Annotated in this window: 8 protein-coding genes; all 8 read right to left on the bottom strand. The window is 70.2% G+C overall.

The genetic code is table 11. The annotated features are described in order from the left end of the window. Positions 1–15: 15 nt before the first annotated feature. The 8 genes from HV826_RS16945 to HV826_RS16910 all read right to left on the bottom strand — a co-directional run bounded on the left by HV826_RS16945 (position 16) and on the right by HV826_RS16910 (position 14,878). On the bottom strand, positions 16–1,686 hold the full coding sequence (locus HV826_RS16945; protein WP_176418069.1) for an NAD(P)/FAD-dependent oxidoreductase: 1,671 nt from the start codon (positions 1,684–1,686) through the stop codon (positions 16–18). A gap of 77 nt (positions 1,687–1,763) precedes the next feature. Beyond that, positions 1,764–3,167: a cytochrome P450 gene (locus HV826_RS16940; RefSeq protein ID WP_176418068.1), complete on the bottom strand. Its 1,404-nt coding sequence runs from the start codon at positions 3,165–3,167 to the stop codon at positions 1,764–1,766. A 58-nt stretch (positions 3,168–3,225) separates the two neighbouring features. Then, entirely contained in the window at positions 3,226–3,918 is a 693-nt protein-coding gene (locus tag HV826_RS16935; RefSeq protein WP_176418067.1) for a DUF4386 family protein, read from the bottom strand. A gap of 14 nt (positions 3,919–3,932) precedes the next feature. Then, a complete protein-coding gene (locus tag HV826_RS16930) occupies positions 3,933–4,463 on the bottom strand; it encodes an SRPBCC family protein (protein WP_176418066.1) in 531 nt (176 codons plus the stop codon). Next, positions 4,460–5,062 (bottom strand): isoprenylcysteine carboxyl methyltransferase family protein, encoded by a 603-nt coding sequence (locus tag HV826_RS16925; protein WP_176418065.1) that lies wholly within the window; start codon positions 5,060–5,062, stop codon positions 4,460–4,462. Before HV826_RS16925 ends, HV826_RS16930 begins: the two co-directional genes overlap by 4 nt. Next, positions 5,056–6,180, bottom strand: coding sequence for a type III polyketide synthase (locus HV826_RS16920; protein WP_176418064.1), 1,125 nt, complete (start codon positions 6,178–6,180; stop codon positions 5,056–5,058). Before HV826_RS16920 ends, HV826_RS16925 begins: the two co-directional genes overlap by 7 nt. Positions 6,181–6,188: 8 nt before the next feature. After that, entirely contained in the window at positions 6,189–10,217 is a 4,029-nt protein-coding gene (locus HV826_RS16915; RefSeq protein WP_176418063.1) for a type I polyketide synthase, read from the bottom strand. Positions 10,218–10,240: 23 nt separating this feature from the next. Next, complete coding sequence (locus HV826_RS16910) at positions 10,241–14,878, bottom strand: type I polyketide synthase (protein ID WP_176418062.1); 4,638 nt, start codon at positions 14,876–14,878, stop codon at positions 10,241–10,243. Between the last annotated feature and the right edge of the window lie 212 nt (positions 14,879–15,090).

The raw sequence follows: 15,090 nt of genomic DNA, 5'->3' as shown, positions 1-15,090 counted from the left end.
TGCTTCCTCCTGGTGTCAGGACCGCAGGGCCGCGGACACGACGTTGTTCATCATCATCCGGAGCATTCCGCCGGCCGGGAGCCCCGCGTACCGCTGCTTGATGGACTCGGGCGCGGACAGCTTTCCCCACGCGAAGGCGCTGAGCGCGTCCGCCACGCTCCGTCCGTCGAAGTGGTGCCGGGAGGGGTCGGTGAGGCCGAGCGCGGGCGAGACAATCTGCGCGCTCTGCAGCCCGTGGACGATGCGTGCCGTCGCGTCCTTGGCGCTCATTTCACCGCGCTCCACGGCCTCGATGCTGGCCACGGATTCGTCCCACAGCTTCTTGTAGGCGGCCTCGTCGGGGCAGAGCAGGCCCGGGTAGGGCACCTCGTCCATGCCATGGAAGGCGCGCTCGTCGCGCGTCTCCTTGAACTCGAACTTGGCCTTGAGCAGCCGCAGGAAGTCCAGCGCCGCCTCGCCAATCACCCAGACGCGGAAGAAGGCATTCCAGAGCTCGAAGTCGCGGAACGCGATGAACGCGCTGTTGACCAGCTGGTCATTGTGGTTCAGCAGGCCCTGCTGCAGCCGGTCGAAGGTCTCGAAGCGCGAGACGTCGAAGTCGTCTTCCTTCAGCGCGTCGAGCAGGCGCAGCGACAGCGAGTGGACCGACATCATGGTGCCGGCGAGCCCCCGCGAGAAGAGCGGGTCGATGAAGCCGGACGCATGGCCCAGCAGGCAGTAGCGATGCCCGATGGTCCGCTTCGACGAATACTGGAGCCGGGGCACGGAGACCCATTCGCGCACGGAGCGGGCACCGACGAACTGCCGCTCGACGATGGGATTCTCCTTGAGCCAGGCGTTGAACTCCTGCTCCGGCGTCACGCCCTCCGGCACGGGCCACCGCCGTGGGTCCAGTTGGAGGCCCACGCTGCACAGCGGGTTGGTGGACCACTTGTGGTTGTTGAAGGGAATCACCCAGAGCCAGCCGCCGTCGAAGATGTGGTGCAGGGTGCACTGGAACCACGGGACGGGGGACGGCTTGCGCTCGCTGCCCACGAGGACGTCGTCGAAGGGCTTCACGCCAATCATGTGCGTGAAGATGGACCTCGAGTGCGTCTTGCAGCGGGTGGGCGTGTCGCGCAGCGCCTGCTGGCGAGCCACGGGCGAGTTGGGGCCCGCGGCGTCCACCAGGTAGCGGCAGGTGATGCGCTCGTCGCGGTCGCTCACCAGGGTGACCTTGTCCTGGCCCAGGTCGATGTCCTTGATGCGGAGCTGCTGCTTCAAGTCGGAGCCGTAGCGCACGGCGATGTGCGCGACGTAGGCGTCGATGTCCTGCCGGTACCAGTGGGCCTCGGGGCCGTGCAGGATGGGGGAGATGACGAGCTGATTGGAGTAGTCGAGGTCGAAGGGGCGCGACTTGTCGTGGTGGATGAAGGCGAACCCGCGCTTGATGCCAATCCCGCTCGCGATGTGCTTGCGTGCCCCCATGAAGGTGGAGAGCTGCTGGAACTCCGGGATGTCGAACTGCATCCCCAGCAGCTCCAGCATCCCGGAGGTATGGCCCACGGTCGATTCGCCAATGGCGAACTTGGGATGCGAGGCCGCGTCAATCATGACGACCCGGGCGCCACGCCTCGCCAGGATGGTGGCGAGCAAGGAGCCCGAGATACCACTGCCGAGAATGGCGACGTCGTAATCAGTATCCATACCGTTTTTCATGGACGTATTCCTGTTGGATGTGGGCCGGGCCTCCCGCGGCAGCCGGGGGCCCAGCCGTGAGGGGTTCACGCGGCGCGGCGCTCGTGGACCTTGAACAGCAGCGGCCCTGGACGGAGCGTCAGGCTGAAGTCCCGCTTGGGTTCGGGGACACCGACGTATTCGATTCGGAAGCGGCGGGTGAGCAGCGCGAGGACGACCTGCGCCTCGATGACGCCGAAGAAGCGGCCGATGCACATGCGGGGTCCACCGCCAAACGCGACGAAGGCATAGGCCGCGGAGTCATCCAGGTAGCGCTGCGGTCGGAACTCCTCTGGTGCGTCCCAGTACTGGGGGTGCCGGTTGATGAGATAGGGAACGAGCACGATGCGGCTGCCCGCGGGGATGTGGTAGCCGTCCAACTCGTCATCCAGCGCCACGTCCCGGGGAATCATCCAGCCGGGGGGATACAGCCGCATGCCCTCGTAGAAGACGGCCTCCGCGAAGTTCAGCTTCTCCAGGTCGTCGCGGGTGGGGTGGTCGCTTGTCAGGCTCTGGTCCACCTCCGCCATGAGGCGCTCGTAGGCCTCGGGGTTCTGGGCCAGGAGGAGCCAGGTCCAGGCCATGGACGTCGCCGTCGTCTCGTGCCCCGCGTAGAACGCCGCCAGGACTTCGTCGCGGAGGAGCTCGTCGGACATGCCCGTCTTGTTGTCCTCGTCCTTGGCGTGGATGAGCAGGTCGAGCAGGTCGTGGAACGGACAGCCACCGGCGCCGCGACGCTGGCGAATCATCCCGTTGATGACGCCGTCCACCCGGGTCATGGCCTGGATGAAGCGCCGGGCCCGCCCGCTGCCCAGGCCCAGCGGAAGCTCGACGCTCGCCGGGCTCGCGTAGTCCATGGTGAACATGATGTCCCGGTGGAGCTCGTCACCGTGCTCGCCAATACCGCCCAGGAGCGTGGTGGTGATGATGTCGAGCGCGACACTGCGCATGTCGGCCGACACGTCGATGGTCGACCCGTCGCGCGCCGCCTTCTCCCAGCGCCTGGCGATGACCTCCACGGACCTGGCGATGGCGGGCGTGAACTGGAGCAGGCTCTCCCGGGAGTAGGCCGGGTCCATGAGCCGGCGCTGGCGCTTCCACAGCTCCGAGTTGCTCGTCGTCAATCCATAGCCAGACACCAGCCGGCTGCGCTCCCACGTCTTGCCCTTGATGTAGTTGTTCCGGTTCTCGACGAAGACGTAGTGGAAGTGCTCTTTCTTCATCGACAGGTGCCAGGTGTCGACGCCGAAATCGAGCCGGACCAGATCGCCGTAGCGAGTCCACAGGTCGCGGACGACCTTCTCCATGCCTCCGCGAGCCATTGAGTACATCATCCGGGGCAGCGTCTGATACCCGGGCCCCGGCGCGTGACGGCGGCGCAGCCCTCCCGTGGGGCTGTCGTTGTATTCACGGAGGATGGTGTGGAGATAGCCTTCGCTCTTGGACGCCATGATGACTTGTCGCTTTCGTTGAAATGGGTCGAATCCGTCTCGCGGTGGACGCCGTGCCTCAGGCGCCGGCGCGCCGGAGGGTGATGCCGGACCAGATGAACCAGATGGGGGCCACGAGGATGCCGGCGATCACCGCGCCCAGCTCCTGAAGCACCATGATGCGTCCCGCGATGCCAACCACGACCATCGCGTAACCCGCGGTGGCGACGAAGGACAGGGCGGTCAGCGGCTTGGACAGGATGCCTGCCTTGAGGCTCGCCAGGGCAATGGTCAGCGTCCAGAGCCCCAAGGCGCCGAACCGCAGATAGGTGCCAGGGTCCAGGCGCGACACGCTGTAGGTGAATTCGATCATCTGCCGCGTGGCCGAATCCCCCGTCGCCCACTGCTGGGCCAGGTGGGGCAGGGTGGCCAGGAGCCGCGAGCCGTCCACGCCAGTAATGACATACGCGCTGGCGCCCAGGATGGCGCCCCAGTTGACCCAGCCCGCGTTCTCGTCACGGCGCACGAAGGTGCTCAGCGCGACGACGAAGCCGACACCCGTGAAGCCGCTCAGGATGTAGGCGGCCTGCCGGACGATGAAGGGCGTGAGGTTGGATGCCAGGCCTTGCCAGTACTCGGGCGTCGTCGTGGTGGCCGTCGCCTTGGCCGCGCCGGGGTCCACCACCATGGAGCCGGCGATGACGATGTAGAGCAGGCCCGTCAGGACGCCGCAGATGCCGCCAAATCGATAGGCAGTGGAAGTCTTGTCCATGGGTTGCTCCGTCATCAGGGTGATTCCGGGAAGCCGAAGAGCTGGTTGGCGGTGGGGGCTTCAATCAGGCGCTTCAGGCGCCGGAAGTCGACGGCGATCTCCCTGCGGAAGACCACGATGCCCGCGCGCAGCAGCGCCGAATACGCCGCATTCAGGAGCCGCTGGCCCAGCGTCGCGGAGGCCCCGGCCTCCGCCGCGCCCTTGGTGCCAATCCGCGCTTCGACGTCAATCCGCGTGCCGCCGTCCGCGGACTCGAGCACGTACTTGCCCCAGAAGGTGAAGGGGCCCGCGGTGCCACGGAACTCGCCCAGGTGCGGCGGCTCCAGGCGCAGAATCTCCACCGTCGCGTCGGAGCGGCGCCCCATGAGCTGACGGGAGACCTGGTAGCGCGTCCCCGCGCCCACGGGGCCGTCATTCACCTGGCGGAACTCGATGACCTCCGGGCGCCACTTGCTCTCGTGTCGCTCCGGATCCGCCAGCACGGTGAAGACGTCTTCCCGCCGCCGGAGGATGTGAATGGAATGGGTGATTTTGTCATGACTCATGAATGTCTTCCTCTCCCCACGCGAAGAGTGGGAGGCAGGGGCAGGTAGCGGGGGCGGTCCATCAAGAGACGGGCGTAGTCGGTGTCTTGCTTCAAGGCCTGCTCTTCCAGGTCCGTCCGGTGAACCAGGAGCGCCGTGTAGACACAGCCAAAGACAGCGGACGTGAGGTAGGCGCCGTGGACGAGCGGCAGGGCGAACATCTCCACCATGACGGCGAAGACGCTCGGGTGGCGGCAACAGCGGTAGATGCCTCGGTCGACCACGCCCAGCTCGGGCAGGGTGAGGAGGCCCAGCGTCCACTGCAAGCCGAGCGCCTGCATCGACGCGTAGCGCAGGGCCTGGGCGAGCAGCACCGCGGTGGCCATGGCGATGCCGAGCGGCGCCTGGAAGGGGCGGTCCAGCGCCCAGACCTCCAGCAGCATGGCCGCGAACCACGCCATGTGGAGCACGAGCATGCGGCGTGAGAGCGCACGGGGCGTGTGGTCCTTCGCGCCGCGCTCCCGCAGCGCGGCCGTGTTGCGGTCGCTGAAGCGTTGCTCCAGGCCGCGCTGGAGGAAGACGAGGACGACCAGCAGGGTGAAGCCGGCCTGCGTCACCATTGAAGCAGCACCAGTTCCTCGGAGAAGCCGGGCCCCATGGCGGTGAGCAGCCCCAGGTCGCCGGCGCTGGCGCTGTTCGCGTCATGGTGCTGGCCCAGCATGTAGAGCACCGTCGCCGACGACAGGTTGCCCACGTCGTTCAGCACGCTCCAACTGGAGGCGAGCGCGGCGTCCGGGAGCCGGGTGATTGCCTGGAGCTCCTGGAGGACCTTGGGGCCACCGGGGTGGATGAACCAGTGGGCGATGCGTGACGCGTCCAGCGCGTGCTCGGCGAGCAACCCGCCCAGGCCCTCCGCGAAGGTCCGTGACGCCAGCGCTGGCACGTCGACGCCCAGCACGTTGCGAGGGCCCGCGTCCTCCATGTTCATGCCCATGAGGCCGACGGTGCCGGGGACGAACACGGAGCGGGTGTCGAAGACCCGGGGGCCTGGCCTCGTCGCCAGCGGGTGCTCGTCACCCACCATGAGGAGCGCGGCCGCGCCGTCGCCGAACAGGGACGCCGCCACGATTTGCGAGAGGATGATGGGGTACACCTCTGATTCGCGCTGGAGCTGCTCGAGCAGGTGTTCGAGGTCACGCTGGAGCGGACCCGCCCAGATGCTCGAGCCCATCTCCACGCCCAGGAGGATGGCGGCCTCGCGTGGATGTCCCCGCAGGTAGTCCGTCACCCGGGAGATGCCCGCGGCGCCCGCCTGGCACCCGAGCCCGAGGAGGGGCGCGCGCTTGAGGTCCCCGCGAAACCCGAACCGGTTCATCATCTCCGCGTCCACCGAGGGGATGGACATCACGGAGGTGACGGACGTGAGCTGGGTGATGGCCGACGCGGCGACGCCGGACTTCTCGAAGAGGCTCGCGAGCGCGCTCGCGCAGAGCGCGTTTCGCTCCTCCACCATCCGCCGGTGTCCCCGGCCGATGTCCGGGGGCTCATAGAAGGAGTCGAGCGGGATGGCGAAGTGCCGCCCCCGCACCTTCGCGTTCTTGAAGATGTCCGCGACGAGCCAGAGCCCCTCGAAGGGACGCTCCAGCGACGCGATGAAGTGTTCGAGCGTCTGCGCGAGGAGCGCCTGCTCGTAGTAGGTGCTGGGCAGCGCGCTGGCCGTGGCGATGATGCGAGGCATGGGGGCTCCTACTCGCGCGTGCGCGGCGTCATGCGTGCGCGCAGCTGGTCGACGAGTTCCTGGGCATGCTGCTGGAGGAAGAAGTGGCCTCCCGGGAGCACATGGACGTGTGCTCCCGCGGAGGTCAGCTCCGACCAGCGGGAGAGGTGCTCGACAGGAACACGGGGGTCCGACGCTCCCGCGAACACGTCGATGGGGCAGGGCAGGGGTGGACGGCGGGCGTGGACGTGCGTCCCCAGCACGCTGAAGTCCGCGCGGAGCACGGGCAGGAAGCCACTCATGAGGTCGCGCTCGGCGAGCACCTGCTCGGGCGTCCCACCCATGCGGCGCAGCTCTTCGATGAGGCGCTCGTCGCTCAGCCGGAAGAGGGGGCGCTCCACCACGGCATGGGGCGCTCCCCGCGCGCCGACGAAGAGGTGGCGCGGTGGAGGCCGTCCGTCCGCGATGAGCCGAGCGCTGACTTCATACGCGAGCACCGCGCCGAAGCTGTGGCCGTAGAAGGCATACGGGACATCGAGCAGCGGGGACAGCGCCTCCACGAGCGCGGAGACCAGCGGCGCCATCCGCTGGAAGGCCGGCTCATCGCGGCGCGTCTCACGGCCGGGGAGTTGGATGGGGAGGACCTCGATGTCCTCCTCGCCAAGGAGCCCGGGCCACGCGCGGTAGGCCGATGCGCCTCCTCCCGCGAAGGGCAGGCAGAACAGCCGCGCGCTCGGCGCCGTCCGCCGGGGACGCCGCAGCGGGAACCAGCCGTCCTGCATCAGCACGCCACCCAGAGAAGGTGGCTCCACCGGGCCAGGGGCGGGCGTTGGGAGGGGCTCGACGCTCGTGGGCGGAGCGGTGAGGGGCCGCGAGGGCTCCAGCTCCGCGAGCACCCGCTCCGCCAACTCGTTCACGCTCAACCCCGGGAGCTGGACGGAGGCGGGCAGCGCGACCTGGAGCTGGGAGCGCAACCAGTTGCGGACCATCAACGTCAACATCGACGTGAAGCCCACCTCCTGGAGCTTCTGGTCCCGGGGCAGCCGGCTCGCGGAGATGCCGAGTGTTCGCGCCACCTCTTCGTGGACCTGCTGCGTCAGTTGCTCGCGCCGCGCTTCGGGCGTCAGGGCGGCGTCTTGCAACGCGAAGGGCGCGTCCGGGGCCGCGGTCGTCCGCGGCGGGGCCGGTTCGCTCACGAGCGCGGCGCCTCCTCCACGAAGCTGCGCGGAGAAGGACTCCATGAGCCGGGCGAACTCGTCACGCACGACGGACCGCACGTCGCCTTCGGGGCCCCGCGGTTCGGGAGGCGCCACCTGCTTGCGCCAGGGGCCCACGCCGGCCTGGAACCAGTGACGCTCTGGCTGCCAGGGGTGGTTGGGGTAGTCCACGCAGCGGCTGTCCGAGCCATGCACCGAGGCCCAATCCGGCGTCAGCCCCTCCGTGTGCAGCTCCGCCAGGGACGCGAGCAGGGCCGCCCGCGAGGGCTGGTCCCGGCGGAGGGTGGCGACGCAGCGAGGCGTGTTGGCAAGCGACGCGAAGGTGGGCGTGAGCACCGGGTGTCCGCTGACCTCCACGAACAAGGCCCGCGGCCCCTCCGCGATGGCGGCCACCGTTGGAGCGAACCGCACCATCTGTCGGAGGTTGCGAGCCCAGTAGTCCGCATCCAGCCGCGTCCCCTCCACCCGCTCCCCTTCGACCGTGGAGTAGAAGTCGAGCGTGCCTTCCGAGGGGCGCACGTCCGCGAGCAGCTCCCGGAAGTCTGGAAGGAGCTCGTCCACCTGGGGGCAGTGGGAAGCGAAGTCCACGCCCACGCGCCGGCAGAAGGTGCCGTCCTCGGAGATGCGGGCCGCCAGCGCGTCGAGCGCGGCGTTCTCTCCCGACAGCAGCACGGTGTCCGGCCCGTTGATGGCCGCCACGCCCACGCGGTCCTCGAAGCCGCGCAGCGCCTGCCGTGCCGCCTCCAGCCCCAGGCCGGCCACCAGCATGCCGCCCTTTCCCCGGAGCCGTGGCAGCAACCGCGCCCGCGCGCTGACCACCCGCGCCGCGTCCTGGAGGTCCAGGCACCCGGCGACGTGCGCGGCGGCAATCTCGCCCATGCTGTGGCCCACCACGCCAGTCGGGATGACGCCCCAGGCGCGGAGCTGCTCGGCCAGGGAGACCTGCAGCGCGAAGAGGATGGGCTGCACGCGTTCGGCCGCGGACAGCCACGCCTCCGTGTCCGTGTCGGAGGCCAGCCGCTCCAGGACGGACCAGCCCAGGAACGGCTGGAGGCAGGCGTCCACTTCCTTCAGCTTGCGCTGGAAGGCGCCGTCTTCGCCCAGCAGGTCTCTCGCCATGCCCAGCCACTGCGAGCCCTGTCCGGAGAAGACGAAGATGCAGCGCGGGGCGCGGTCGCCCGCCTCGGGACCGATGAAGATTCCCGGTGCGCGCTCGTGGGCGACGCAGGCGTCGAGCAGCGTGCGCAGCTCCTCCGGTGTGCTGGCCAGGAGCCCCGCGCGCCACCTCAGGTGCTCGCGGTGCAGCGCGGAGGTGTGGCACAGGTCGCGCAGTGCGGCCGGGGTCGCGGTCTGGAGGTAGGGCCGCAGGGCCTCGATGCGTCGCTCGAGGCCTTCCTTCGAACCCGCGGAGACCAGCAGCAGGTGCGCGCCGGCATCAACGGATTCGGGAGCGACCCTGACGGGGGCTGGCCCGAGCACGATGTGGACGTTGGTTCCCGAGACGCCGAACGAGTTCACCCCCGCCGCGGGCCTGCCTTCCGGCCACGGCATGCAGGTGGTGGGGACGCGCAGGTTGAACGCCTCCCAGTCGACGTTCGGACTAGGCTTCTGGAAGTGCAGATGCGGGGGAATCTCGCGGTGGTGGAGCGAGAGGATGGTCTTGAGCAGCCCGGCGATTCCCGCCGCCGCTTCGGTGTGACCCAGGTTCGTCTTCACCGAGCCCACGTAGAGCGCTTCCGCCGAGGCGCGCTCCGGCCGGAGGACCTCGCCCAGGGCCTGGAGCTCTATCGGGTCGCCCAGGGGCGTGCCCGTGCCATGGGCCTCCACGTAGCCCACCTCTCGTGGCGGCGTTCCCGCGCCTTCGAGGGTGCGAGCAATCAACGCGGCCTGCGCCGCGCCGTTGGGCGCCGTCAGCCCGTTGCTGCGGCCGTCCTGGTTGGTGGCCGAGCCGCGAATCACCGCGAAGACGCGGTCCGACGGCGTCACGCTCGACAGGCGCTTGAGCACGACGATGCCGCAGCCCTCGCTGCGCACATAGCCATCCGCGGCGGCGTCAAACGTCCGGCAGCGTCCCATTGGAGAGAGCGCGCCCGTCTGGGCCAGGCAGACGCTCGTCTCGGTGGAGGCGATGACGTTGACGCCTCCCGCCAGCGCGACGTCGCACTCGCCCTGCCGCAGGCTCTGACACGCGAGGTGGACGGACATCAGCGACGATGAGCAGGCGGTGTCGACGATGAGGGAGGGACCGCGCAGCCCCAGTTGGTAGGAAATCCGGCCGCTGGCCACGTTCACCGCGGCGCCCGTCAGCGAGTACGCGTCCAGTGACGCGTTCGCCTTCAGCATCGCGACGGGGTAGTCGTTGTTGCCCGCAATCCCCACGAAGACGCCGGTGGCGCTCTTCTGGAGTCGTCCCGGGGGAATGCCCGCGTGTTCGAGCGCCTCCCAGCTCACCTGGAGCAGCAGCCGCTGCTGCGGGTCCATGCTGGCGGCTTCTCGCGGAGGAATGCCGAAGAAGGCGGCGTCGAAGCGGTCCACGTCGTCCAGGAAGGCGCCGTGACGGCAATAGCTCTTGCCCGGCACGCCCGGGTTCGGGTCGTAGACCTCGTCGAACGGCCACCGCTCGGGCGGGAGCTCCCCCACCGCGTCCCGCCCGCCGCGCAAGAACGCCCAGTAGTCATTGGCGTCCCGGATGCCGCCGGGAAAGCGGCAGGCCATGCCGACGACGGCGATGGGCTCGCGTTGCTGGGCGAGCACCTGATTGAGCCGGGCCTTCGTCGCCTCCAGCGCCATCAGCGCTCGCTCCAGCGTGCTGGCCTCTGCGTTGCTACTCACATCACGCATGTCGTGGGTTCTCCGCGTCGAGCTCATTCGCTGCCCAGCTCCAGACCTTCGCCAATCAAGGCGTCAATCTGCTCCGGGGTCATTTGCCGCACGCGCTCCAGGGCGTCCTGGCCGCGCGGTGTCCGGCGGGTCTCCGCGGCGGTGACCACCGGCGGCGCCGCCAGCCCGGTCGTCTCCATCAGGACGTCGACCAGGCTCTCCACGGTGGGGTGGTTGAAGAACATGGGGAGCGCGAGCGTCTGTCCCAGGGCACGGGCCAGCGCGTTGCGCAGCTCGACGACCATCAGCGAGTCCATGCCGAACTCGCGCATGGGCTTGGACTCCGGCAGCGGCTCCGCTTCGTCCCACGCCATCACCCGCCGCACCTGGCTGGCGACCAGCGTTTTGAGCAGCTCTCGCCGGCGGGCTCCAGTGGCCTGCAGCAGTCGCAGGCGGAGCGCGTGGGCCTCCGCCTCCACTTCGGACGCCGTGTGCCCGCCCACGAGCTCCCACAGGAGCCCGCGCGCCATCCGGGGCCCGAGGCTCCGTGCCACCTGCTCCCAGTTCGCGGAGAGGACCACGGCGCGTGCGTCGGGGATGGCGCCCAGAAGGCCGGCGAGCGCGGAGCACGCACGCTCCACCGGGAGCTGCTCGAGGCCCTGCCGCGCGAGCCGTCGGCGGTTGTCGTCCCCCAACCCGGCGGCCATGCCCGCCTCCGCCCAGGGGCCCCAGTTGATGCTGAGCGCGGGCAGGCCGAGGTCCTTGCGGTGCTCGGCCAGCGCGTCGAGCCCCGCATTCGCGGCGGCATAGTTGGCCTGGCCCTGGGGGCCGAGCAGCGCGGCCACGGACGAGAAGAGCACGAAGAAGTCCAGCGGCTGTTCTCGCGTCAGCGCATGCAGGTTCCAGGCGCCCACCAGCTTCGGCTCGAACACCTTCTGGAAGCGCTCCCAGGACTGCTCCAGGAGGATGCCGTCATCCAGCACGCCTGCTGCGTGAAGGATGCCGCCGAGCGCCGGGGCGTCGCGGAGGCTGTCGAGGCCGCGCGACAGCTCCCGCGCATCGGCGACGTCGCATCGCAGGTAGCGGACCTGGACGCGCTCGTCTCGCAGCGAGTCCATCCAGGCACGCGCCGCGCCATCCGGTTCGCTCCGGCCCATGAGCACCAGGCTCCGCGCGCCCAGGGAGACCAGCGTCTGCGCGGCGCGCCGACCGAGCGCGCCGAGCCCGCCCGTCAGCAGGTAGCTCCGGTCCTCGCGCACGGCGGGGGGCCGCGCGTGGTCCTGGAGCGTTGCGCGCCGCAGCCGTCCCGCGAAGAGCCGGCCCCCCCGGATGACGACCTCGGGCTCATTCGCGCCGAGCGCCTTCACCAGCGTGTCCCCGTCCGTCCCGGCGCCGGCGGGGTCCAGGTCGATGACCCGCGTCGAGGCCTCGTGCAGCTCACTTCGCAGCACGCGCATCAGTCCCCAGAGCGGCGCCTGCGCGGCTTGCGCCACCGGCCCTTCACAGCGCTGCGCGCCACGAGTGAGGAGCACCAGCCGGGGGAGCGCGGGAACCGCGCCCGACATCAGGCGCTGAATGAGCGCGAGCAGGGGTCGGTACACGCGTGCCTGTGCGTCCGCCGACACCGAGGTCAGCTCCAGCCCTCCCAGGAAGAGCAGCTCGGAGAAGGCGCTCCGACGCAGCCTCTCGATGAGCGCGTCGAGCTCGGGGCCTTGCTCCGACGCGAGCGAGGCCACCTGGACGGGCCGCCCGTGGGCGCGGAGCGTGGCGGCCAGGGGCTCGGCGTGCTCGAGGCTGGGGGCGATGAGCAGCAGCGGGCGTTCGTCCGCAGTGGGCCGCGTGGACACGTCCAGCTCACTCCAGCCCAGGGTGTAGGCGTGCTCATGGGCGGACGGCGAAGCTCCGGGCGTGGGCTGGCGCGGTGGGGCGGTGGGCCAGAAGCGGCGGGGCCGGAAGGGATAACGCGGCGCGGGAACGAAGCGCGCCTGGGTGCCCGTCATCACTCCCCGCCAGTCCACCGGGACGCCGCGGAGCCCCAGCTCGCCTGCGCTCTGCAGCAGTTGCCGACTGTCACCCCCCTTGGCATTGAGCGAGCGAAGCCAGAGGGTGTCATGGGCAGGGGACGCAGCGCCCTCGGGCACTTCGATGCACTGCTGGGCCATTCCGAGGAGCGTGGCGCCCGGGCCAAGCTCGATGACGGTGTCGCACTTGAGGCGCTGGAGGGTGCGGATGCTCTCCAGGAAGCGCACCGGCTCGCGCGAGTGGCGTCGCAGGTAGCGGGCATCGAGCATGCCGCCGCGTGGAAGCACCTCCCCGGTGAGGTTGCAGACCAGGTCGAGCCGTGACGGCTGGAAGGTGACGGCCCCCGCCTCGTGTTCGAAGGCGTCCAGCATGGGCTCCAGCAGCGAGGAGTGGAACGCATGGGAGACGCGCAGCACCTGGCTGCGGACGCCCTCTTGCTCGAAGCGGGCCAGCACCGCCTCCACGCCACTCGCCGGACCGCTGACCACGGTGCTCTCGGGCCCGTTGATGGCGGCGAGGTCCACGCCGCCGCCGAGCTGCTCCAGCACGCTCGCGACGCGCGCCGCGCTGGCGAACACCGCGCCCATGGCGCCTCCGGCGGGCAGTGCCTGCATGAGCCGACCGCGCACGGCGATGAGCCCGAGCGCCTGCTCGAAGTCGAGGCACCCGGCCGCCCACGCCGCGGCGTACTCGCCCACGCTGTGGCCCATGACGAAGCGGGGCTCCACGCCCCAGGCGCGCCAGAGCTTCGTCAGCGCGTATTGCAGGGAGAAGAGGGCGGGCTGCGTGTTCGCCGTTGCGTGGATGTCCCCCGCGTCGGCGTAGAGCACGTCGAGCAGCGGGAGCGCGAAGGACTCGCGCAGGAGCCGGTCGCATTCATCCAGTGCGTCCCTGAACACGGGCTCGCTCTCGTAGAGCTCGCGCCCCATGCCGCGGTATTGGGAGCCCTGCCCGGTGAAGAGGAAGGCCACGTTCGCGCGGCGCGGTTGCGCGAGGACCTGCTCGCGGACGCTGGGGCTGCTGGTGCCGCGGGCGAAGGCCGCCAGGTGCTCGGCCGCCTTTCGAGGACTGTCCTCCACGAGCGCGAGCCGGTGCGGCAAGGCGGCCCGGCCGACGTTGGCGGTCAGGGCCAGGTCGGGCCACTCGGACTCGGGCACGGAGGCCAGGTGGTCCGAATAGCGCAGGGCCAGCGCTCGCAGGGCCTCGTCGCTGCGCGCCGACAGGAGGAGGGGCTGCACCGGCCGCGAGGGCTTCGTCCGCCGCTCTTCGTCCGGCGGGGCTTCCTGGACGATGACGTGCGCGATGGTGCCGCTCATGCCGAAGGAGCTCACGCCCGCCATGCGAGGGGCGCCGTCCGTGTCCCAGGGCTCCAGCTCCCGGACGACGCGCAGGGGCAGGTCCTCCCAGGCGAAGGCCGGATTCCCGCGCTGGAAGTGCAGGTGCGCGGGCAACTGGCGGTGCCTCATGGCCAGGATGACCTTGATGAGGCCCGCGACGCCCGCCGCCGACTCCAGGTGGCCGATGTTGGTCTTCACCGAGCCGACCCGGAGCGCGTCTGGCCTGGCGCGTCCCTGGCCGTATACCGCGTTGAGCGCTTCCAACTCGACGGGGTCGCCCAGTGGCGTTCCCGTTCCGTGCGCTTCGACGTACTGCACCTCCGCGGGCCGCACGTCCGCGGACGCCAGGGCCTGCCGCAGCACCTGTTGCTGCGCGATACCGTTAGGCGCCGTGAGGCCCGCGCTCGCGCCGTCATGCGCCACCGCCGAGCCACGCACCACCGCCAGGATGCGGTTCCCATCCCGGCGCGCCGCCGACAGGCGCTTGAGGACCAGCACTCCTACGCCTTCACCGCGGCCGATTCCCTGCGCCGCGGCATCGAAGGTCCGGCAGCGGCCATCTGGTGAGAGCACCTTCGTCTGCGACAGGAGCACGCTCGTGACGGGTGACAGCAGGAGGTTGACGCCCGCGGCCAGCGCGACGTCGCATTCCCCGGCGCGCAGGCTCTGACACGCCACATGCGTGGAGACCAGGGAGGAGGCACACGCGGCGTCCACAGCGAACGCGGGGCCCTGGAGGCCCAGCAGGTAGGAGACGCGCCCCGCCGCGAAGTTCAGGGGACTGCCGGTCGTCGTGTACGCGTCGAGCCCGTCCAGCCCGAGCCGCGCGAGCTGCTCCTGGAAGTAGTCGCTCGCGGTGATGCCCACGAAGACACCGGTCCGCCCGCCGTGCAGGCGCTCCGGTGCGAGCGCCGCGTCCTCCAGGGCGTGCCAGCACGTCTCCAGGAGGAGGCGGTGCTGGGGATCCATGGCCAGCGCCTCGCGGGGAGACACGCCGAAGAAGTCGGCATCGAAGTGATCCACGTCGGAGAGGAAGCCGCCCTCGCGGTTGTAGATCTTCCCTGGGGCCCCGGGCTCCGGGTCGTAGAAGGCGTCCACGTCCCAGCGGCCTTCCGGCACGGGGCTGACGCAGTCGCGCTGCTCCTGGAGTGCTTGCCAGAACGCTTCAACGGAGCTGGCGCCGGGCATCCGGCAGGCCATGCCGACGACGGCGATGGGTTCCGGGCGGCTCACCTTCAGCCGCTCGACCTCCGCGCGCAGCTTCTGGATGACCGCGGCCGCCTGCTTCAAGCGCGCGACGTGTGGATCGGGCTTCTCTTCCATGGATTCGGAGTCCCCCGCTCGGGGTTGCAGGAAAGCGTCAGTCGATGAGGTGGGTGAGGTCGGCGAGCTGCTCGTCGAGGAACCGCTCGAGCTCCGCCTGGCCCATGTCCTCGATGGAGGCCGGGCTCCCGCTCCCACCGGAGAGCTTCGGGCGGGCGGCGAGGACGTTCCGCAGGGAAGGGCCGCTCCCGGGCATGGGGGTGGGGGCGGAG

It is taken from the genome of Myxococcus sp. AM010 (genome assembly GCF_013372585.1).
Classification (GTDB): Bacteria; Myxococcota; Myxococcia; order Myxococcales; family Myxococcaceae; genus Myxococcus; species Myxococcus vastator.
This window is presented reverse-complemented; position numbering and strand designations above follow the sequence as displayed.